An 18711-nucleotide genomic window follows, 5' to 3' on the forward strand; every position below is an offset into this window, starting at 1 on the left:
GGTATGTGCACGGGATACCATCTCTGGCGCCATGCAGACGAACCCCACTCACACCAGCCTGGTCGCGGTCGGCGACTCCTTCACCGAGGGCATGTCGGACCTGCTGCCCGACGGCACGTACCGGGGGTGGGCCGACATCCTCGCCGCGCGGATGGCGGCCGTCGCGCCCGGCTTCCGGTACGCCAACCTCGCGGTGCGCGGCAAGCTGATCCGGCAGATCGTCGGTGAGCAGGTGGACGCGGCGGCGGCCATGCGGCCCGACGTGGTCACCCTGGTCGGCGGGCTGAACGACACACTGCGGCCCAAGTGCGACATGGTCATGGTGCGGGATCTGCTGACCGAGGCGGTGGAGCGGCTGGCCCCGCACTGCAAGCAGCTGGTGCTGATGCGCAGCCCGGCCCGCCAGGGCCCCGTACAGGAGCGGTTCCGGCCGCGTATGGAGGCACTGTTCACCTGTATCGACGAGCTGGCCGAACGGCACGGCGCGCTGGTCGTCGACCTGTACGGGGCGCCCTCGCTCGGCGATCAGCGGCTGTGGGACGTGGACCGGCTGCATCTGACCGCCGACGGGCACCGCAGGGTCGCGGAAGCCGTGTGGCAGAAGCTGGGCTACCCGCCCGAGGATCCCGAGTGGCAGCTGCCCCCGCCGGCCTCGCTGCCGCCCGGCTGGACGGCCCGGCGGGTCGCGGACGCCCGGTTCGCGCGGCAGCACCTGCTGCCGTGGATCGGCCGCCGTCTCACCGGCCGTTCCTCGGGCGACGGCCTCCCGCCGAAGCGCCCCGAGCTGCTGCCGTACGACCTGCGGTGACGGCGGGCCGCCGCCTCGCCTCGTAGCTTCCTCCAGATCACCCCGTGGCACCGACCTGCACGAATCACCAGTAAACTCCGTGCACGTGACTGCTGAGCCCGCCAAGCCCCGTATCCCGAACGTCCTCGCCGGACGTTACGCCTCCGCCGAGCTCGCCACGCTCTGGTCCCCCGAGCAGAAGGTGAGGCTCGAGCGGCAACTCTGGCTCGCCGTGCTGCGGGCGCAGAAGGACCTCGGCGTCGAGGTGCCGGAGTCGGCGATCGCCGACTACGAGCGGGTCCTCGACCAGGTCGACCTGGCCTCTGTCGCGGAGCGCGAGAAGGTCACCCGGCACGATGTGAAGGCGCGGATCGAGGAGTTCAACGACCTCGCCGGGCACGAGCACGTGCACAAGGGAATGACCTCCCGCGACCTCACCGAGAACGTGGAGCAGTTGCAGGTCCGGCTGTCGCTGGAGCTGATGCGCGGCCGTACGGTGGCGGTGCTGGCCCGGCTCGGCAAGCTGGCCGGTGAGTACGGCGAGCTGGTCATGGCCGGCCGCTCGCACAACGTGGCGGCCCAGGCCACCACTCTCGGCAAGCGCTTCGCCACCGCCGCCGACGAACTGCTCGTCGCGTACGGCCGGCTGGAGGAGCTGCTGGGCCGCTATCCGCTGCGGGGCATCAAGGGCCCGGTCGGTACGGCGCAGGACATGCTGGACCTGCTGGGCGGCGACGCGGACAGGCTCGCGGAGCTGGAGCGGCGGGTCGCCGGGCACCTGGGCTTCGCCGAGGCGTTCACCTCGGTCGGCCAGGTCTACCCGCGGTCGCTGGACTACGAGGTGGTGACCGCGCTGGTGCAGCTGGCGGCGGCACCCTCGTCGCTGGCGAAGACGGTCCGGCTGATGGCCGGGCACGAGCTGGTCACCGAGGGCTTCAAGCCGGGCCAGGTCGGCTCGTCGGCGATGCCGCACAAGATGAACACCCGTTCCTGCGAACGCGTCAACGGCCTGATGGTGATCCTGCGCGGTTACGCCTCGATGACCGGGGAACTGGCGGGCGACCAGTGGAACGAGGGTGACGTGTCCTGCTCGGTGGTGCGCCGGGTGGCGCTTCCCGACGCGTTCTTCGCGCTCGACGGGCTGCTGGAGACGTTCCTGACGGTGCTCGACGAGTTCGGTGCGTTCCCGGCGGTCGTCGCCCGGGAACTGGACCGCTACCTGCCGTTCCTGGCCACCACCAAGGTGCTGATGGGCGCGGTGCGCGCGGGTGTCGGCCGTGAGGTCGCGCACGAGGCGATCAAGGAGAACGCCGTCGCCACGGCCCTCGCGATGCGGGAGCAGGGCGCCGAGCGCAACGACCTGCTCGACAAGCTCGCGGCCGACGAGCGGATCCCGCTCGACCGGCCCGCGCTGGACGCGCTGATGGCGGACAAGCTGTCCTTCACGGGTGCCGCGAGCGCCCAGGTCTCCGCGGTCGTGGGCCGTATCGAGGAGATCGTCAAGCAGCACCCGGAGGCCGCCGGGTACACCCCCGGGGCGATCCTCTGAGGCGCTTCACCCCGGAGGAGTTGCGGGCCGCCCGCGACCGGCTGGTGCCGGACGTGGCCGCGGACGGCCTGCACGTGCTGTTCTGCGGCATCAACCCGGGCCTGATGACGGCCGCGACGGGCCACCACTTCGCCCGCCCCGGCAACCGCTTCTGGCCGGCCCTGCACCGCTCCGGCTTCACGCCGAGGCTGCTGGTGCCGTCCGAGCAGGAGGAGCTGCTGTCGTACGGGCTCGGCATCACCAATGTCGTGGCGCGGGCGACCGCGCGGGCCGACGAGCTGAGCGCCGAGGAGTACCGGGAGGGCGGGCGGCTGCTCGCCCTGAAGGTGGCCCGGCTCCGTCCGCGGTGGCTGGCCGTCCTGGGGGTCACCGCGTACCGGGTCGCCTTCGACGACCGCGGGGCGAAGGTGGGGCCGCAGGCGCGGACGATCGGCGACACGCGTGTGTGGGTCCTGCCCAACCCGAGCGGGCTGAACGCGCACTGGACGCCGGCGGCCCTGGCCGAGGAGTTCGCGCGGCTGCGGGAGGCCGCGCGTCGGTAGGCACCGGACCGCCCACCGGCGGGGCGTCGGCCGGCCTCCGGTCAGGCGTCCCTGCGACGCAGGCTCCAGGCGCCCGCCAGCAGCGCTGCTGCGGCCCACAGCGCGGTCACCCCCAGCCCCGACCAGGGTCCGAGCGGCCCGTCGTGCGTCTGCTGGAGGATCACCTGTCCGGCCCGGTCGGGCATGAAGCCGATGGCGGTGCCGGCCGCGTCCCCGATCACGAACGACACGATCAGGATGAACGGGATCAGCACGGACAACGTCGCCACGCCGCTGCGCAGCAGGGTGGCCAGTCCGGCCGCGAACAGGGCCATCAGCATGAGGTAGATGCCGCAGCCGACGACCGCACGCGTCTGCTCGCCCGCGGTGAGCCCGTCCGCCACGGAACCCATCGTCGCTCTCGCGGCGAAGAGGGATACCAGGGCGGTCAGCAGACCGACGGCGAGCGCCGGCAGGGCGATGGCGGTCGTCTTGGCCGCGAACCAGGGTCCGCGCTGCGGGACCGCCGACAGCGACAGCCGCAGCGCGCCGCCGCGGAACTCCGCCGACACCGCCATGGCGCCGAAGGAGATCGCGGCGATCTGCCCCAGGTAGACCCCGAACTGGGTCGTGAACAGCGGGTCGAACTCCGGTTCCGACGTGCTCGACGCACCGCCGAGCGCGGAGAACGCGGTGCCCGTCACGAACAGCACCGCCAGCGCGCCCGGCAGCGGGCGGAGCGTGCGGATCTTCAGCCACTCGGCGTGGAGTACGGGTGCGAACTGCATGGTCAGGCCTCCTGGGACGGTGCGGCGAACTCGGTCTCGGCTGCTGTGAGGTCCAGATAGGCCTGTTCCAGCGTGCCCTCGTCCGCGGTGAGTTCGAGGATCGGTACGCCCGCGGCGGAGGCGAGGCGCCCGATGTCGTCCACGCGCGCGTGCGGCACGGTCCAGTGCCCGTCCTGCTGCTCGACCGCCTCGTGACCGTGCGGGGCGAGCGCGCTCTTGAGCGCGACGGGGTCCGAGGTGCGGATACGGACGGCCGGTCGCACGCGCGCCTCGATGAACGCGCGCATCGGGGTGTCCGCCAGCAGCCGGCCCCGGCCGAGGACGACGAGATGGTCGGCGAAGGACGCGGTCTCGTTCATCAGATGGCTGGAGACCAGCACGGTGCGCCCCTCGTCCGCGAGCCGGCGCAGCAACTGCCGCACCCACACGATTCCTTCCGGGTCGAGGCCGTTGGAGGGCTCGTCGAGCATCACCACCTCCGGATCGCCGAGCAGGGCGGCGGCGATGCCCAGCCGCTGGCGCATGCCCAGGGAGTACGTCCGTATCCTGCGCGTGGCCGCCGGGGCCAGACCGGTCTCCTCCAGCACCTCGTCGACCCGGCGGTCCGGGATGCGGTTGCTCACGGCCAGGACCCGCAGGTGGTCACGGCCGGTGCGGGAGTCGTGCGCGGCCTGCGCGTCCAGCAGGGCGCCGACGTGGCGCAGCGGTTCGCGCAGCGTGGCATAGGCACGGCCGCCGAGGGTGGCGGTGCCGGTCGTCGGGCGGTCGAGGCCGAGCACCAACCGCATGGTGGTGGACTTTCCGGCGCCGTTGGGGCCGAGGAAGCCGGTGACGCGGCCGGGCAGGACCCGGAAGGTGAGGTGGTCGACGGCTCGCCGGGTGCCGTACTCCTTGGTCAGGTCGTGGACGTCGATGCTGGTCATGTGCACCAGCGTGGCCGCGGCCCGGGGTCCGGCGCCTCCCCCGGGCGGGGAGATCGTCTCCCCCGTACGGGGGAGGTCCGTCGCCGGTGGCGGTGCCACGATGTCCCCATGGCCCGCATGCTGCGCCCGTTCACCCGGGCGGTGACGTACACGCGGTGGCTGCATCTGTTCATCACCGTCGTGTGGCCCACCATGTGGTCCCTCATCGACAGCTCCCGCATGTACGTCGCCGTGGTGCTCCTCGCACTCGCCGGACTGGTCCCCGCGATGCGGACGGCGGAGGGGATCCAGGCCTCCGTGCTGCTCCTCGGCCGCCGTCACGGCGCGGACGACCCCCGGCACACGGGAGATCCGGGGAAGGCGGAGGGGGCGGGTCCCAGGGAGATCGTCACGACTCCGGCCACCGGGTGGGCGGACCGCGGGCGGACCGTCGTATGGCTCCAGTGCCGCCTGGCCATCGGCTGCGTGGTCTCCTTCCTCACCATTCATCTCCCCATGCTCGCCACGGACCTGGTGGCAACGGCCCGTGGCGGCGCACCGGACCCCGCGACGTTCGTCCAGGTTCCCGGACAGCACTGGTGGCACGCGCTGCTGGTCCCCCTGCCGGTGCTCCTGCTCGCCGGGCTGGTGGTCGGGGCGGGCAGGCTCATCACCGTGCTCGCCCTGAGGCTCCTCGGCCCCTCCCCCGCCGAGCGTCTGGCCGCGCTGGAGACCCGTACCGAGCAGCTCCTCGAGCGCACCCGTATCGCGCGCGAACTGCACGACACCATCGGCCATGCCCTGACCGTCGCCGTGGTGCAGGCCGGTGCCGCGCGGGCTGCGGGCGATCCCGCCTTCACCGACCGGGCCCTGGAAGCCATCGAGGAGACCGGCCGGACCGCCCTGGAGGACCTGGACCGGGTCCTCGGCATCCTGCGCGAGCCGGAGAGGCCCGTGAGCAGCCGGCCGACGCTGGTGGACGCCGACCGTCTGCTGGAGTCCGCCCGTTCCTCCGGTGTGAAGATCGACGCCGAGGTGGCCGGCCCTCTGGAGACCGTGCCGGGCCCGGTCTCGCGCGAGGGGTACCGCATCCTGCAGGAGTCGCTGACCAACGTGCTGCGGCACGCGGGGCCGGTTCCGGTGCGGGTGGGGGTGCAGGTCGCCGACGGCACACTGCTGCTGGACATCCGCAATCCACTCGCCGGGAAGGTACCGGGTCCCGGGCGCGGCAGCGGCCTGCGCGGCATCCGCGAGCGCGCCGCGCTGCTGGGTGGCCGGGCGCGGACCGGTCCGGACGAGGGCGACTGGCGGGTCCGGGTCGAACTGCCGCTGGGCTGAGGCGGGGTGTGGCGCACCAGGCCGTAGGCTGACCGGATGCCGGTCACCGTTCTCCTCGTCGACGACGAACCCCTCGTACGCACGGGCCTGCGGGCCGTGTTGGAGGCGCAGCCCGACATCGAGGTCGTCGGGGAGGCGGCCGACGGAGCGGCGGTGATTCCGCTGGTGCGGCAGCTGCGGCCGGACGTGGTCGCCATGGATGTCCGCATGCCGCTGATGGACGGCATCGAGGCCACGCGTGCCGTGCTGCGGACGGTCGAGGACCCGCCGAAGATCATTGTGGTGACGACGTTCGAGCAGGACGAGTACGTGTACGAGGCACTGCGCGCGGGCGCCGACGGGTTCCTGCTGAAGCGTGCGCGGCCCGCCGAGATCGTACACGCGGTGCGGCTGGTCGCCGAGGGCGAGTCGCTGCTGTTTCCGGCGTCGGTCCGGCAGTTGGCCGCCCAGTACGGTGAGAGCGGTGGCAATCACGCGGCGCGGGCCGTGCTGGAGCGGGCGCGGTTGACGGAGCGGGAGGCGGAGGTGCTGCGGCTGATGGCGCGGGGCCTGTCGAACGCGGAGATCGCCGGCCGGCTGGTGGTGGGGGTGGAGACGGTGAAGTCGCATGTGAGCGCCGTGCTGGCGAAGCTCGGGGCGCGTGACCGCACGCAGGCGGTGATCACGGCGTACGAGTCGGGGTTCGTGGCGCCCGGGTGAGGCGGGCGCGTCGGAGCCGACCTGGGTGGGACGGGGCGTGTGAACGGCCGGGCGGGCCGCGGCGGGCTCCGGTCGTGGGCCGGAGGTGGTCGTGCCCGATGGTCGCCGGGGCCCGCCGCGCCGAGTACGATCCGCCCCACACGCGCACGAGCTGGGAGGACGGACGGTGAGTCGGCTGACCGGCGGGGATCCCTCGCTGCTGCGGAGGATCAACTCCGCGGTGGTGCTGCACGCGCTGCGGGCCACGGACTGCGCGACGCTGACCGAGGTCACCAGGGTGACGGGGCTGTCGCGGCCCACCGTCGAGGGCGTTGTCGAGGGGCTGATCGAGGCGGGCCTCGTCGTGGAGAAGGCGGCGGAGGAGGGTGCGGCGCGGCGCCAGGGGCGGCCGGCCCGGAGGTTCCGGTTCCGGGCGGAGGCCGGGCATCTGCTGGGCCTGGAGATCGGGCCGCACCGGGTGGCGGCCCTGCTGGCCGACCTGGACGGCCGGGTGATCGGCGCTCAGGCCAAGGACGTCGGGGAGAGTGCCGGTGCCGACGAGCGGCTGGAACGGCTGCGCGCCGCCGTCGCCGAGCTGCTGCGCCGGGCCGGCGTGCCCCGCGGCTCGCTGCGGGCCGTGGGTGTGGGGACGCCCGGGATCGTCGAGGCGGACGGCACCGTACGGCTGGGCACGGCGCTGCCCGGGTGGACGGGGCTGGATCTGGGCGAGCGGCTGAGCCGGTCCTTCAGGTGTCCGGTGCTGGTCGAGAACGACGCCAACGCGGCGGTCGTGGCCGAGCATTGGAAGGGCGTCGCCACCGGGACCGACGACGTGGTGTTCGTGCTGGCCGGACTGAGTCCGGGCGCCGGTTCACTGATCGGGGGGCGGCTGCACCGGGGGTACGGCGGGGCGGCCGGTGAGATCGGCGCGCTGCATCTGCTGGGCCGTGAGGCGACCCCCGAGAAGCTGCTGTCGACCACGGACGAGCCGCTGCATCCGCTCGACGAACAAGCGGTGGCCGAGGTCTTCGCCCAGGCCCGTGAGGGCGACAAACGGGCTCTCGCGGCCATGGACCGCTTCATCCAGCGGCTGGTCCACGACGTGGCCGCACTGGTGCTGGCCCTGGATCCGGAACTCGTCGTGATCGGCGGCTGGGCGGCCGGGCTGGACGGCGTACTGGAGCCGTTGCGGCGCGAGCTGGCCCGCTACTGCCTGCGTCCGCCGAAGGTCGCCCTGTCCCGCCTCGGGGAGGCGGCGGTGGCGACGGGTGCGGTACGTCTCGCCCTGGACCATGTGGAGGAGCAACTCTTCGCGGTGGAGGGCACGGTGACGGCCCGCCGGTAGGCGGCGGACCGCCCACGTGGCACCACGCGTCCCAGGCGTGCCTTGCCCCGACGGGCTCGGAGCGGCCCGACGGCGGCCGGTGTGCCCCGTCGCCGGTCCGCTCCCCCGGTCCTCGCCCCGCAGGCAGCGCACGTCCCGTCGCCCGCGGTCGGCGCCCGAAGACGCCGAAGCTCAGGAGGCGCGGCGCTCGGGGCCGTGGTGGATCTCCACGCCTCCGAAATCGCCGAAGGTCAGCCGGCAGGTGTCCGCGCGGTAGGTGGCCACGGAGAGCGCGGCGACGCGGCCCCGTGCGATGAAGCGGGTGGTGACGACGAGGACGGGCGCGCCCGGCAGGCGGTCCAGCTCCTTCGCGTCGTCCGCGCGGGCGGAGCCGAGCTCCACCGCGTTCTCGTGCCGCTCCAGTTCCAGGTGCTGCAGTTCGCGCAGCACCGCACGCGCGCGGGCCGCCCCCGACGGGGCGTCGATGGCGGAGAGGTCGGGCACCGAGGAAGCGGGGATGTACAGGAGCTCGGCGGCGACGGGCTGCCCCTGCGAGACCCGGGACCGCCGCACGGTGTGCACGGGCTCGTCCCGTCCTGTCACCAGGGTGTCGGCGACGGCCGCGGGCGGCGCTTCCAGCGTGCAGTCCGCGGCCTGCCACGCGTCGTCGGATCCGCCCGGCCAGGCGTGCTGCGCCGTGCCGAGGGACACTCCCATGCGCGGCGGGGCGACGGTGGTGCCCACGCCCCGGCGGCGCTGCAGTCTGCCTTCCAGCTCCAGCTGCTCCAGTGCCTGACGGAGCGTGGCACGGGCGACGCCGAAGCGGGCGGCCAGATCGCGCTCGTTGGGCAGGATCTCGCCCACCGCGAACTCCGAGTCGAGGGCCTCGCTGAGCACGGTCCTGAGATGCCAGTACTTCGGTTCCGGCACCGTTTCCAACTGCGTGGTCCCCACCCTGTCCTCCGCGATCGTTGGGTCCGGTGGCGTTTTAGCGCCCTTGTTTATTAAAGGTTGTTTCACTTCTCTGCGACCATATGGCGACCCTCATCCTTGGTCAATACCAATCGGACATGACGACGGGGCCCACGCCGGACGACGCGGGCCCCGTGTGCGGGTGGCCGGCCCCTACTCGGCGGCCGCCAGCGCGCGCAGCTTGTCGGGGTTGCGGATGACGTAGACCGTCTGGACCCGCCCCTCGGCGATGTCCAACTGGAAGACGGAATCGGGCCTGCCCCCGGTGAGGACCAGTGCCGCGGGGCCCCCGTTGAGTTCCAGGAGACGGACCGAGGGGTCGAGGAAGCCCTTGCGGGTGACACCGACGAGGAAACGGCCCACCTTGTCGGCGCTCTCCAGGACGCGCAGCGGGGCGCGCGTCCTGCCTCCGCTGTCGCCGACCAGCCGTACGTCGGGGGCGAGCAGCTTCATGAGCCCCTCCAGGTCGCCGCCGGCCGCCGCCGCCAGGAACCGTTCGGTCAGCTCGCGTCGCCGGGCAGGGTCCACGTCGTAGCGCGGGCGGCGCTCCTCGACGTGTTTGCGGGCCCGCGCGGCGAGTTGACGCACCGCCGGTTCGCCGCGGTCGAGCAGGACGGCGATGTCGGAGTAGGGGTAGCCGAACGCCTCCCGCAGGACGAACACCGCGCGTTCCAGCGGGGACAGCGACTCCATGACGACGAGGACGGCGAGGGAGACAGAGTCGGCAAGCACCGCCTGCTCGGCGGTGTCGGGAGCGGTGTCGCCGAAATCGGTGACGTACGGCTCGGGCAGCCACGGGCCGACGTACGTCTCACCCCGTGCCTTGATCTGACGCAGCCGGTCAAGGGCGAGGCGGGTGGCGACGCGCACCAGGTAGGCGCGCGGCTCGCGCACCTCGGACCGGTCACCGCCCGCCCAGCGCAGCCACGCCTCCTGGACGACGTCCTCGGCGTCGGCCACCCGGCCGAGCATGCGATAGGCGACCCCCAGGAGGACGGGGCGGTGCTCTTCGAAGGCTTTGGTCACGGTGTCGGTGCTGTCGGTGCTCACCCCCGCATCCCAGCCGACCCGCGCGGCGGTGTCCAGGCGGATTCGGGCACCTCGCGGAGCCGGGGCCCGGAAGCGGGCACCCGAGGGAGGGCTACCCGCCAGTAGCGATTGCTGACAAGCTGTCCACGGCATCGGGCGGCGTCCCACCGCGAGTCCCAGACGAGGAGCACCTTCATGTCCGCGACCGTCTCCTTCGAGGTCACCTCTCCGCACGGCCCACAGACCGTGACCCTCTCCTACGCGCGCGTGGGCCGCGGCGAACCGCTGCTCCTGCTGCACGGCATCGGTCATCACCGCCAGGCCTGGGACCCGGTCGTGGACATCCTCGCCACCGAGCGCGAGGTGATCGCCGTGGACCTGCCCGGTTTCGGCGCCTCCCCGGCACTGCCGGGCGGCCTCACCCACGACCTGCCCACCATGAACGCCGCCCTCGTCGCCCTGTGCGAGAAGCTGGAACTCGACCGGCCCCATGTCGCGGGCAACTCGCTCGGCGGTCTGCTGGCCCTGGAGCTCGGCCGTGACAAGCGCGTACGGTCGGTCACCGCACTGTCCCCGGCCGGGTTCTGGACCCGGGCGGAGCGACGGTACGCCTTCGGCGTACTGATCGGAATGCGGCGGATCGCGGAGCGCATGCCGCTGCCCCTGGTCGAGCGGCTCGCCCGCTCGGCGGCCGGGCGTGCGGCGCTGACCAGCACCATCTACGCCCGTCCGGGCCGCCGCTCCCCCGAGGCGGTGGTCGCCGAGACCCGCGCGCTCGCCGGGGCCGCCGGCTTCACCGAGACGCTCCGGGCGGGCACCGCCGTACGGTTCGCCGACGACGTGCCCGGCATCCCGGTCACCGTCGCCTGGGGCGCCCGCGACCGGCTGCTCATCCCGCGTCAGGGGGTCCGCGCCAAGCAGACGATCCCTGGAGCGCGGCTGATCCGGCTGCCCGGCTGCGGCCATGTCCCGATGAACGACGACCCGGCCCTGGTCGCCCGCGTCCTGCTCGACGGCAGCCGCTGAACGGGGCGGTACACGGCGCCGGCGGCGCGTCGGTCCTGCGGATCGGCGGCGATTTGTTCACTTGGGGTTTGCGTGCGGGCCGTGCCGCCCGAGTACTTGTGGCAGCGCACACCGGCCGGATCCCCCGTCCTCTGGAGGCGCATTCATGTCACCCCGTTCGCTCCCCGGTCGTCGCGCCGTCCTGCGCGGCTCGCTCGCGGCCTCGGCGGCCCTGGCCCTGCCCGCCGCCGTCGGGTCGGCGCCCGCTTTCGCCCGGTCCGGGCGCCCCGAGGCGAAGTGGGGTGTGCAGACGGGCGACGTGACGCGCGACTCCGGGCTGGTGTGGGTGCGCTCCGACCGCCCGGCCCGGATGATCGTCGAGACGTCGGCGACCGAGTCGTTCCGCCATCCGCGCCGCCGTCACGGCCCGCTGCTCGGCCCCGGCACGGACTTCACCGGGACGACCCGGCTGCACGGGCTGCCGGCGGGTGAGCAGATCCACTACCGGGTGCGGCTCGCCGACCCGGACGACCCGCGCCGCTGCGGCGAGCCGGTCACCGGTACGTTCCGGACGGTGTCCGCGCGACGGCGTGAGGGCGTGCGGTTCGTGTGGTCGGGCGACCTGGCGGGGCAGGGCTGGGGCATCAACCCCGAGTTCGGCGGCTACCGGATCTTCGAGGCGATGGCCCGGACCGACCCCGACTTCTTCCTGTTCAGTGGCGACACCATCTACGCCGACGGGCCGATCCCGGCGACCGCCGCACTGCCGGACGGCGGTGTCTGGCGGAACATCACCACACAGGAGAAGTCCAAGGTCGCCGAGACCCTGGCCGAGTTCCGCGGCAACTTCCGTTACAACCTGCTGGACGAGCACTTCCGCCGGTTCAACGCCCAGGTGCCGTCCATCGTGCAGTGGGACGACCACGAGGTGCGCAACAACTGGTACCCGGGCCAGCTGATCACGGACACGGACGGCCGGTACACGGAGAAGAGCGTCGACGTACTGGCGGCACGGGCGCGGCGTGCCTTCAGCGAGTACTTCCCGATGTCCACGCTGCGGCCGGGCGCGCACGAGGGCCGGGTCCACCGGGTGCTGCGGCAGGGGCCGCTGCTGGACGTGTTCGTACTGGACATGCGGACGTACCGCAATGCCAACTCCCCCGGTGACCAGACCGTGGACCCGCAGGGGATCCTCGGGCGGGAGCAACTGGAATGGCTCAAGCGGGAGCTGACGCGGTCGCGGGCGGTGTGGAAGGTGATCGCCGCGGACATGCCGATCGGCCTGATCGTCTCCGACACGAGCGAGGGTGCCCAGCATGTCGAGGCGGTGGCCCAGGGCGACCCGGGAGCACCGCTGGGGCGCGAGCTGCAGATCGCCGAGCTGCTGCGGTTCATCAAGCACCGGCGGATCACCGGCACGGTGTGGCTGACGGCCGACGTGCACCACACCTCGGCCCAGCACTACCAGCCCGCGCGGGCCGCGTTCGGGGATTTCGAACCGTTCTGGGAGTTCGTCTCCGGGCCGTTGAACGCGGGCGCCTTCCCGGCGAGCGCGCTCGACAACACCTTCGGCCCGGAGCGGGTGTTCGTGAAGGCGCCGACCGCGGCGAACGTCTCGCCCGCCGGCGGCTACCAGTTCTTCGGCGAGGTCGACATCGACGGCGGCAGCGGAGAACTGACCGTACGGATGCGGGAGCAGGACGGCACCGTGCTGTACACGAAGCGGTTGCAGCCGGGCCTGGTCGGCCAGTAGCCGGACAGCGGGCAACCAGCCGGCCAGCAAACCGACAAAAGGATCATAGATACCATAAGAACTCTTTACTCGCCAGCCATGACGCGTTAGTGATCACGAAACACATTTCCTTCACAGTGGTCGCATGAGCCGAGACATGTCAGATGTGGCGCGAGACCCGCACGGCCGTCCCACGCAGGGGCGGACGAGAGGCGAACCGGCCTCACGGTTCACGGCGGCGTTCCACAGTTGGTGGGCACGCCGCCACGGTCACGCGCCCCCCGCATCCGATACCGGCCCCCGGCCCCCGGCCGCCGGGCGGAGGGGCGGGCAACCGGCCCTGTCGTCCGCCGACGGGGCCGTGCGCGGCGCCCCGGCCCAGAAGGCGCTGTGGCGGATGCGGACGACGGTGCGGGAGGAGCCGGGCGCGCTGGCCGCGCTGTGCACGGCGCTGGCCGGGGAGAGTGTCGACATCCTGAGCCTGCAGACGCACCCGCTGGGTCGGGCCACGGTCGACGAGTTCCTGCTGCGGGCCCCCGCCGACCTGTCCGGCGCCGGCCTCACGGCGGCGGTGGCGGGCGCCGGGGGCACCGACACCTGGATCGAGCGGGCCGACGCCCACGACCTGGTGGACGCTCCGACCCGGATGCTGGGTCTCGCCGCGCGTACGGCACTGGACGCCGCGGAACTCCCGCTGGCGCTGCGGCAGTTGCTGGGACGGTGCACGATCCGTTCGCTGCCCGCCACGCCGGGTTCCGGCCGGCGGGCGCCGGAGGGTGTGCCGGTCGAGGGGACCCTGGAGGACACCGTGATGCGGCTGCGCGCTCCCGAGGGCGGCGTGATCACCGTGGAGCGGCCGTATCTGCCGTTCACGCCCACCGAGTTCGCGCGGGCCAGGGCCCTGGTGGAGCTGGACGCCCGGCTCGGCCCCCGGGTCCCGCGCGGCCAGGACGTCCTCACCCTGCCCGAGGGCAGCGACATCACCGTGCGCCGGGCGGACACCGGCGACCTGGAGGCGGCCCGGGCGATGCACGAGCGGTGCTCGCCCGAGACGCTGCGTCTGCGCTACCACGGGCCGGTCGGCGACGTGGACCGCTACCTGAACCACCTGCTGAGCCCGCGCTTCGGCCGCACGCTCGCGGTACGGACCGCCTCGGGGCGGATCGTCGGCCTCGGCCATCTGCTGTGGGACGGCGACGAGACCGAGGTGGCCCTGCTCGTCGAGGACGCCTGGCAGCGCCGGGGCATCGGCGGCAAGCTGCTCGCCCGGCTGGTGGCGATGGCCGGCGAGGCGGGCTGCGCCCGTGTCTACGCGGTGACGCAGGCGTCCAACACCGGCATGGTCGCCGCGATGCGCGGCCTGGAGCTCCCCCTCGACTACCAGATCGAGGAAGGCACCCTGGTCATCACCGCCCGCCTGGAGCAGCGGCCTGCCCGCCGCGCGCAGGAGGAGCGCGACGGGCAGGAGCACGGCGGCTCCAGGATCGGCCGCCGGTCGTAGGCCACCGCGCCGGGGGGCCCGCCGGCCGGACGCACGGACCGGGGAGTCGGGCCCGGGGCCCGGGCCTGGCGCACGGTCCGCAGGCGCCCCCCGAGCGCACCGAACACGCGGACGGAGCGGCCCGGCGGATTCCGCCGGGCCGCTCCGTCGTCGTACCGCGCGCGTGCGCGCTGCCTCAGCCGGGCGTCCCGTCCGGTCGGCCCAGCGCCCCGTCCAGGTCGGCCCACAGGTCGTCGACGTCCTCCAGGCCGACGGAGAGCCGCAGCAGCCGGTCTCCGACTCCCGCGGCCCTGCGGTCGTCGGCGTCGACGATGCGGTGGCTGATGGACGCCGGGTGCTGGATGAGGGAGTCCACGCTGCCGAGGCTGACCGCCGGGGTGATCAGCCGTACGCCGCCGATCACCGCGTGCGGGTCCCCGTGCACCTCGAAGGAGACCATCGCACCGCCGATGCGCGGGTAGTGCACGCGGACCACGCGCGGGTCCGCGGTGAGCCGGCGGGCGAGTTCGGCGGCGTTGGCGGAGGCGGCCCGGACCCGTACCGGCAGCGTCGACAGGCCCCGCAGCAGCAGGTAGCCGGCCAGTGGATGCAGCACCCCACCGGTGGCGAACCGTATCTGCCGCAGCCGCCCCGCGAACTCCTCGTCGCAGGCCACCACACCGGCCAGGACGTCTCCGTGCCCGCCGAGGTACTTGGTGGCGCTGTGCAGCACCAGCCGCGCCCCGTGCTCGACCGGACGCTGGAGGACGGGAGTGGCGAAGGTGTTGTCGACGAGCAGCGGCACGGAGCCGCAGTCGCGGGCGAGTGCCCGCAGATCGACCTCGGTCAGGGTCGGGTTGGCCGGTGACTCCACCAGCACCAGACCGGTGTCGGGTCGCAGCGCGTCGGCGACCCCGGCCGGGTCGGTCCAGGTCACCTCGGAGCCGAGCAGCCCGGCGGTCAGCAGGTGGTCGCTGCATCCGTACAGGGGGCGTACGGCGACGACGTGGCGCAGGCCCATGGAGCCGCGCACCAGCAGGACGGCGCTGAGCGCGGCCATGCCGCTGGCGAACGCGACGGCGGCCTCGGTGCCCTCCAGACGGGCGAGGGCGGTCTCGAAGCGGGCGACGGTCGGGTTGCCGAGCCGCCCGTAGACGGGCGGGCCGTCCGGTTCCGCGCCGGTGGCGGCGAAGGCGTCGATCCGGGCGGCCTCACCACGGCTGTCGTGGGCGGGGTAGGTGGTGGACAGGTCGATCGGCGGGGCGTGCAGCCCCTGCCGGGCCAGGTCGTCCCGGCCGGCGTGCACGGCCTCGGTGGCGAGTGCTCTCGTGGTGCTGCGCGTGCCCATGCGTACGTCCATGCCCCGAAGGGTGAACACCGGCCGGACCGTGGGAACCGATCTCCGTGTTACGTTCGGCCGATGACCGAGTCTGTCGTACTGGATCCGGTGGATCTTCATCTGCTGCGGCTGTTGCAGAACGACGCCCGGACGACGTACCGGGACCTCGCCGCACAGGTGGGGGTCGCGCCGTCGACCTGTCTGGACCGGGTGACCCGGCTGCGGCGCTCGGGCGTGATCCTCGGGCACCGGCTGAAGCTGGACCCGGCCAAGTTGGGGCGAGGACTCCAGGCGCTGCTGTCGGTGCAGGTCAGGCCGCACCGGCGGGAGCTGGTGGGGCCGTTCGTGGAGCGAATCCGGGCGCTGCCGGAGTCACTGACCGTCTTTCACCTGACCGGACCGGACGACTATCTGATCCATGTCGCGGTCGCGGACATGGCGGATCTGCAGCGGCTGGTGCTGGACGGGTTCACGTCGCGGCGGGAGGTGGCACGCGTGGAGACGCGGCTGATCTTCCAGCAGTGGGACTGCGGTCCCCTGCTGCCCTCTTCGCCCTCGGCTCAATCCGGGTGACGTCCGGCGGGCCGCGTACCAGGATGGTCGTCATGTCTGAGACCAGCAACCCGCTGCCCCGCGAGGTCGCCGACGCCTACGTCGACGATCTCATCGCCCTCGACCCGGTCACCGGTACGTACCTCGGCGTGCAGGAGAGTTCCAGCCGCCTGCCCGACCTCTCCCCCGCGGGCCAGGCGGCGCTCGCGGAGCTCCAGCGGGCCACGCTCACCCGGCTCGCCGAGGCCGAGACCAGGCCCGGCGCGGACAGCGACATCGAGCGCCGCTGCGCCCGGCTGCTGCGGGAGCGGCTCACCGCGGAGATCGCCGTGCACGAGGCCGACGAGGGCCTGCGTTCGGTCGGCAACCTGGGCACGGTCGCCCACTCGGTGCGTGAGGTGTTCACCGTGACGCCGACGGGGACCGAGGAGGACTGGGCCGCGGTCGCCGAGCGGCTGCGCGCCGTGCCGGCCGCGCTGGCGGGCTACCGGGAGTCCCTCGCGCTCGGACTGGAACGCAAACTGTACGCGGCTCCGCGGCCGACCGCCGCGTTCGTCGGGCAGCTCACCGAGTGGGCGGACACCGGCGGGGGCCGCGGCTGGTTCGAGGACTTCGCCGCGGACGGTCCGAACGCCCTGCGCGCGGAGCTGGACGGGGCGGCCGGGGCGGCCACCGCGGCCGTGGTGGAGCTGCGGGACTGGATGCGCGACGTGTACGCGCCGGCGATCGAGGGCGCGCCGAACACCGTCGGCCGGGAGCGCTACGCCCGCTGGTCCCGCTACTACAACGGCACCGACCTCGACCTGGACGAGGCGTACGCCTACGGCTGGGCCGAGTACCACCGGCTGCTCGGCGAGATGAAGAAGGAGGCCGAGAAGATCCTGCCGGGTGCCGGGACGCCGTGGGTGGCGCTGGCGCACCTCGACGAGCACGGCCGGCACATCGAGGGGGTCGACGAGGTCCGTGAGTGGCTGCAGGGCCTGATGGACAAGGCGATCGACTCGCTCGACGGCACCCACTTCGAGCTCGCCGAGCGGGTACGGAAGGTGGAGTCGCGGATCGCCCCGCCGGGCAGCGCGGCGGCACCGTACTACACGCCCCCGTCGGAGGACTTCTCCCGGCCGGGCCGTACCTGGCTGCCGACCATGGGGCTGACCCGCTTCCCCGTCTACGACCTGGTGTCGACCTGGTACCACGAGGGCGTGCCCGGCCACCACCTCCAACTGGCGCAGTGGGCGCACGTCGCCGAGGACCTGTCCCGCTACCAGGCCTCCGTCGGGATGGTCAGCGCCAACGCGGAGGGCTGGGCGCTGTACGCGGAGCGGCTGATGGACGAGCTCGGGTTCCTCACGGACGCGGAGGAGCGGCTCGGTTACCTGGACGCGCAGATGATGCGGGCCGCCCGGGTCGTCGTCGACATCGGCATGCACCTGGAGCTGGAGATTCCGGCGGACTCGCCGTTCCACCCGGGCGAGCGCTGGACGCCGGAACTGGCCGAGGAGTTCTTCGGGGCGCACAGCAGCCGTCCGGCGGACTTCGTGGAGAGCGAGCTGACCCGCTATCTGACGATCCCCGGCCAGGCCATCGGCTACAAGCTCGGCGAGCGGGCCTGGCTGCTGGGCAGGGAGAACGCACGTAAGCGGCACGGCGACGCCTTCGACCCCAAGGCGTGGCACATGGCGGCACTGTCCCAGGGTTCGCTGGGCCTGGACGACCTGGTGGACGAACTGTCGGCCCTGTGAGCCGGGCCGCCGGGGCGGGCGGCCGGCGCCGGGACGGCTCCCCCGGCGTCAGCGCCGGAAGCCGCCCTCGGAGTCGATGACCTGACCGATGCCCCGGTCCGCCTCATCGCGTGGCCAGGCCACGCGATGAGGCGGACCGGGTCGTCGGGCGCCCCCCACCGCCCGCCGGGGAAGCGTGCGGCGACGGCGTCGCCGGTGAGGTGTCCGGTGTCCACCGGGCCGGGGTTGACGGTGTTCACCGTGACGGCGTGCTCGGCCGGCGTGGTCGCCGGGGAGCGGGTGATCGAGGCGAGCGCGCCCTTCTGGAGGGCGTAGGCGATCTCGCCCGGCATCCCGCCCGCGATGTCCTGCCCGGAGGTCGTCATCATCACGCGCCCGCCCGGGGTGCGCGGGGGCAGAGCGGCCCGGTGCCGGGCATGGGCCTGGACGAGCAGCAGCAGCACCGAGCGGGTGTCGACGGCCCAGTGGGCGTCGAGCATCGCGGTGTCGATCGTGTCGAGGGTGCCGTCACAGCCGTTGAGGGCGTGGCCGGCGACGAGGATGTCGAGCCGTCCGCCGAGTGCGGCGGCGGCCCGGTCGTGGAGTCCGGCGGACACGGCCGGGGCGGAGAGGTCGCCCGGTCCTGACACCACCCGGGCCGAGGGATCGCCGAGAGCTTCCCGCACGGAGGCGGCCACCTCCTCGGTGCGGTCGGCGCCCCAGGGCATCGCGGCGTCGTGCGGCACGTGGTGGTGCAGGTAGACGCTCGCTCCGTGGGTGCCCAGACGCCGGGCGACCGCGTGTCCGATGCCGCCGCGTCTGCCGGCCCCGGTGACCAGCGCGGTCCGGCCGCGCAGGGGCAGGGGGTCACGGCGGCGTGCTTCGGGTGCGGGGTGCAAAAGTGGGAGCATGGTCAGCCATGACGGCGGGGCGGAGCTCCCGGCGCACGCCGGTACCGCGACCCCCGCCCCCGGCTGCCCGCGCCCGGCCGTCG

General features: G+C 73.4%; 16 protein-coding genes and 1 pseudogene. 11 read left to right on the forward strand and 6 right to left on the reverse strand.

Annotated features, from left to right (window positions below; genetic code table 11):
- Positions 1-31: 31 nt before the first annotated feature.
- From ACWZEH_RS03815 to mug, 3 genes are all read left to right on the forward strand, one after another.
- Positions 32-808, forward strand: coding sequence for an SGNH/GDSL hydrolase family protein (locus tag ACWZEH_RS03815; protein ID WP_456195613.1), 777 nt, complete (start codon positions 32-34; stop codon positions 806-808).
- Positions 809-893: 85 nt separating this feature from the next.
- The gene (gene purB, locus ACWZEH_RS03820) at positions 894-2336 is read left to right on the forward strand and encodes an adenylosuccinate lyase (RefSeq protein ID WP_456195614.1); all 1443 of its coding nucleotides are present in this window, start codon (positions 894-896) and stop codon (positions 2334-2336) included.
- 44 nt (positions 2337-2380) lie between these two features.
- Positions 2381-2878 (forward strand): G/U mismatch-specific DNA glycosylase, encoded by a 498-nt coding sequence (mug, locus tag ACWZEH_RS03825; protein WP_456199422.1) that lies wholly within the window; start codon positions 2381-2383, stop codon positions 2876-2878.
- Positions 2879-2919: 41 nt separating this feature from the next.
- Here mug and ACWZEH_RS03830 read toward each other — a convergent pair whose 3' ends face one another.
- Entirely contained in the window at positions 2920-3645 is a 726-nt protein-coding gene (locus ACWZEH_RS03830; RefSeq protein ID WP_456195616.1) for an ABC transporter permease, read from the reverse strand.
- Between the two features lie 2 nt (positions 3646-3647).
- Positions 3648-4568, reverse strand: a complete 921-nt coding sequence (locus ACWZEH_RS03835; protein ID WP_456195618.1) for an ABC transporter ATP-binding protein — start codon at positions 4566-4568, stop codon at positions 3648-3650.
- Positions 4569-4676: 108 nt separating this feature from the next.
- Here ACWZEH_RS03835 and ACWZEH_RS03840 point away from each other — a divergent pair, with 108 nt between their 5' ends.
- From ACWZEH_RS03840 to ACWZEH_RS03850, 3 genes are all read left to right on the forward strand, one after another.
- Entirely contained in the window at positions 4677-5885 is a 1209-nt protein-coding gene (locus ACWZEH_RS03840; RefSeq protein WP_456195620.1) for a sensor histidine kinase, read from the forward strand.
- A 36-nt stretch (positions 5886-5921) separates the two neighbouring features.
- A complete protein-coding gene (locus tag ACWZEH_RS03845; protein ID WP_384007282.1) occupies positions 5922-6584 on the forward strand; it encodes a response regulator transcription factor in 663 nt (220 codons plus the stop codon).
- 166 nt (positions 6585-6750) lie between these two features.
- Positions 6751-7908 carry an ROK family transcriptional regulator gene (locus ACWZEH_RS03850; protein ID WP_456195622.1) on the forward strand — a complete coding sequence of 386 codons (1158 nt, stop codon included), beginning with the start codon at positions 6751-6753 and terminating at the stop codon, positions 7906-7908.
- A gap of 171 nt (positions 7909-8079) precedes the next feature.
- On the opposite strand, the gene ACWZEH_RS03855 is transcribed toward ACWZEH_RS03850, so the two are convergent.
- Both ACWZEH_RS03855 and ACWZEH_RS03860 read right to left on the reverse strand, forming a co-directional pair.
- On the reverse strand, positions 8080-8841 hold the full coding sequence (locus ACWZEH_RS03855; RefSeq protein ID WP_456195624.1) for a GntR family transcriptional regulator: 762 nt from the start codon (positions 8839-8841) through the stop codon (positions 8080-8082).
- Between the two features lie 171 nt (positions 8842-9012).
- On the reverse strand, positions 9013-9909 hold the full coding sequence (locus ACWZEH_RS03860) for an RNA polymerase sigma-70 factor (RefSeq protein ID WP_456195626.1): 897 nt from the start codon (positions 9907-9909) through the stop codon (positions 9013-9015).
- A gap of 174 nt (positions 9910-10083) precedes the next feature.
- On the opposite strand from ACWZEH_RS03860, the gene ACWZEH_RS03865 reads away from it, so the two are divergent.
- From ACWZEH_RS03865 to ACWZEH_RS03875, 3 genes are all read left to right on the forward strand, one after another.
- Positions 10084-10914 carry an alpha/beta fold hydrolase gene (locus tag ACWZEH_RS03865; protein ID WP_456195627.1) on the forward strand — a complete coding sequence of 277 codons (831 nt, stop codon included), beginning with the start codon at positions 10084-10086 and terminating at the stop codon, positions 10912-10914.
- A gap of 145 nt (positions 10915-11059) precedes the next feature.
- Positions 11060-12646, forward strand: coding sequence for an alkaline phosphatase D family protein (locus ACWZEH_RS03870; protein ID WP_456195629.1), 1587 nt, complete (start codon positions 11060-11062; stop codon positions 12644-12646).
- 124 nt (positions 12647-12770) lie between these two features.
- A complete protein-coding gene (locus ACWZEH_RS03875; RefSeq protein WP_456195631.1) occupies positions 12771-14126 on the forward strand; it encodes a GNAT family N-acetyltransferase in 1356 nt (451 codons plus the stop codon).
- A 175-nt stretch (positions 14127-14301) separates the two neighbouring features.
- Here the strand turns inward: ACWZEH_RS03875 and ACWZEH_RS03880 are convergent, their stop codons facing one another.
- Positions 14302-15465, reverse strand: a complete 1164-nt coding sequence (locus ACWZEH_RS03880; protein WP_456195633.1) for a trans-sulfuration enzyme family protein — start codon at positions 15463-15465, stop codon at positions 14302-14304.
- A gap of 60 nt (positions 15466-15525) precedes the next feature.
- On the opposite strand from ACWZEH_RS03880, the gene ACWZEH_RS03885 reads away from it, so the two are divergent.
- Together ACWZEH_RS03885 and ACWZEH_RS03890 are read left to right on the forward strand one after the other, a co-directional pair.
- Positions 15526-16017 carry an Lrp/AsnC family transcriptional regulator gene (locus ACWZEH_RS03885; RefSeq protein ID WP_456195635.1) on the forward strand — a complete coding sequence of 164 codons (492 nt, stop codon included), beginning with the start codon at positions 15526-15528 and terminating at the stop codon, positions 16015-16017.
- Between the two features lie 32 nt (positions 16018-16049).
- Positions 16050-17738, forward strand: coding sequence for a DUF885 domain-containing protein (locus ACWZEH_RS03890; RefSeq protein WP_456195636.1), 1689 nt, complete (start codon positions 16050-16052; stop codon positions 17736-17738).
- A 48-nt stretch (positions 17739-17786) separates the two neighbouring features.
- Here the strand turns inward: ACWZEH_RS03890 and ACWZEH_RS03895 are convergent.
- A pseudogene (locus tag ACWZEH_RS03895) lies at positions 17787-18628 on the reverse strand (SDR family oxidoreductase).
- Between the last annotated feature and the right edge of the window lie 83 nt (positions 18629-18711).

Source organism: Streptomyces yamdrokensis, from assembly GCF_053890455.1.

Excerpts from the sequence above, each read along its gene's own strand:
- ACWZEH_RS03815 (WP_456195613.1), top strand. The coding sequence starts at position 32 with ATGCAGACGAACCCCACTCACACCAGCCTGGTCGCGGTCGGCGACTCC.
- ACWZEH_RS03830 (WP_456195616.1), bottom strand. The coding sequence starts at position 3,645 with ATGCAGTTCGCACCCGTACTCCACGCCGAGTGGCTGAAGATCCGCACG.
- ACWZEH_RS03835 (WP_456195618.1), bottom strand. The coding sequence starts at position 4,568 with ATGACCAGCATCGACGTCCACGACCTGACCAAGGAGTACGGCACCCGG.
- ACWZEH_RS03840 (WP_456195620.1), top strand. The coding sequence starts at position 4,677 with ATGGCCCGCATGCTGCGCCCGTTCACCCGGGCGGTGACGTACACGCGG.
- ACWZEH_RS03845 (WP_384007282.1), top strand. The coding sequence starts at position 5,922 with ATGCCGGTCACCGTTCTCCTCGTCGACGACGAACCCCTCGTACGCACG.
- ACWZEH_RS03865 (WP_456195627.1), top strand. The coding sequence starts at position 10,084 with ATGTCCGCGACCGTCTCCTTCGAGGTCACCTCTCCGCACGGCCCACAG.
- ACWZEH_RS03870 (WP_456195629.1), top strand. The coding sequence starts at position 11,060 with ATGTCACCCCGTTCGCTCCCCGGTCGTCGCGCCGTCCTGCGCGGCTCG.
- ACWZEH_RS03875 (WP_456195631.1), top strand. The coding sequence starts at position 12,771 with ATGAGCCGAGACATGTCAGATGTGGCGCGAGACCCGCACGGCCGTCCC.
- ACWZEH_RS03880 (WP_456195633.1), bottom strand. The coding sequence starts at position 15,465 with ATGGACGTACGCATGGGCACGCGCAGCACCACGAGAGCACTCGCCACC.
- ACWZEH_RS03885 (WP_456195635.1), top strand. The coding sequence starts at position 15,526 with ATGACCGAGTCTGTCGTACTGGATCCGGTGGATCTTCATCTGCTGCGG.
- ACWZEH_RS03890 (WP_456195636.1), top strand. The coding sequence starts at position 16,050 with ATGTCTGAGACCAGCAACCCGCTGCCCCGCGAGGTCGCCGACGCCTAC.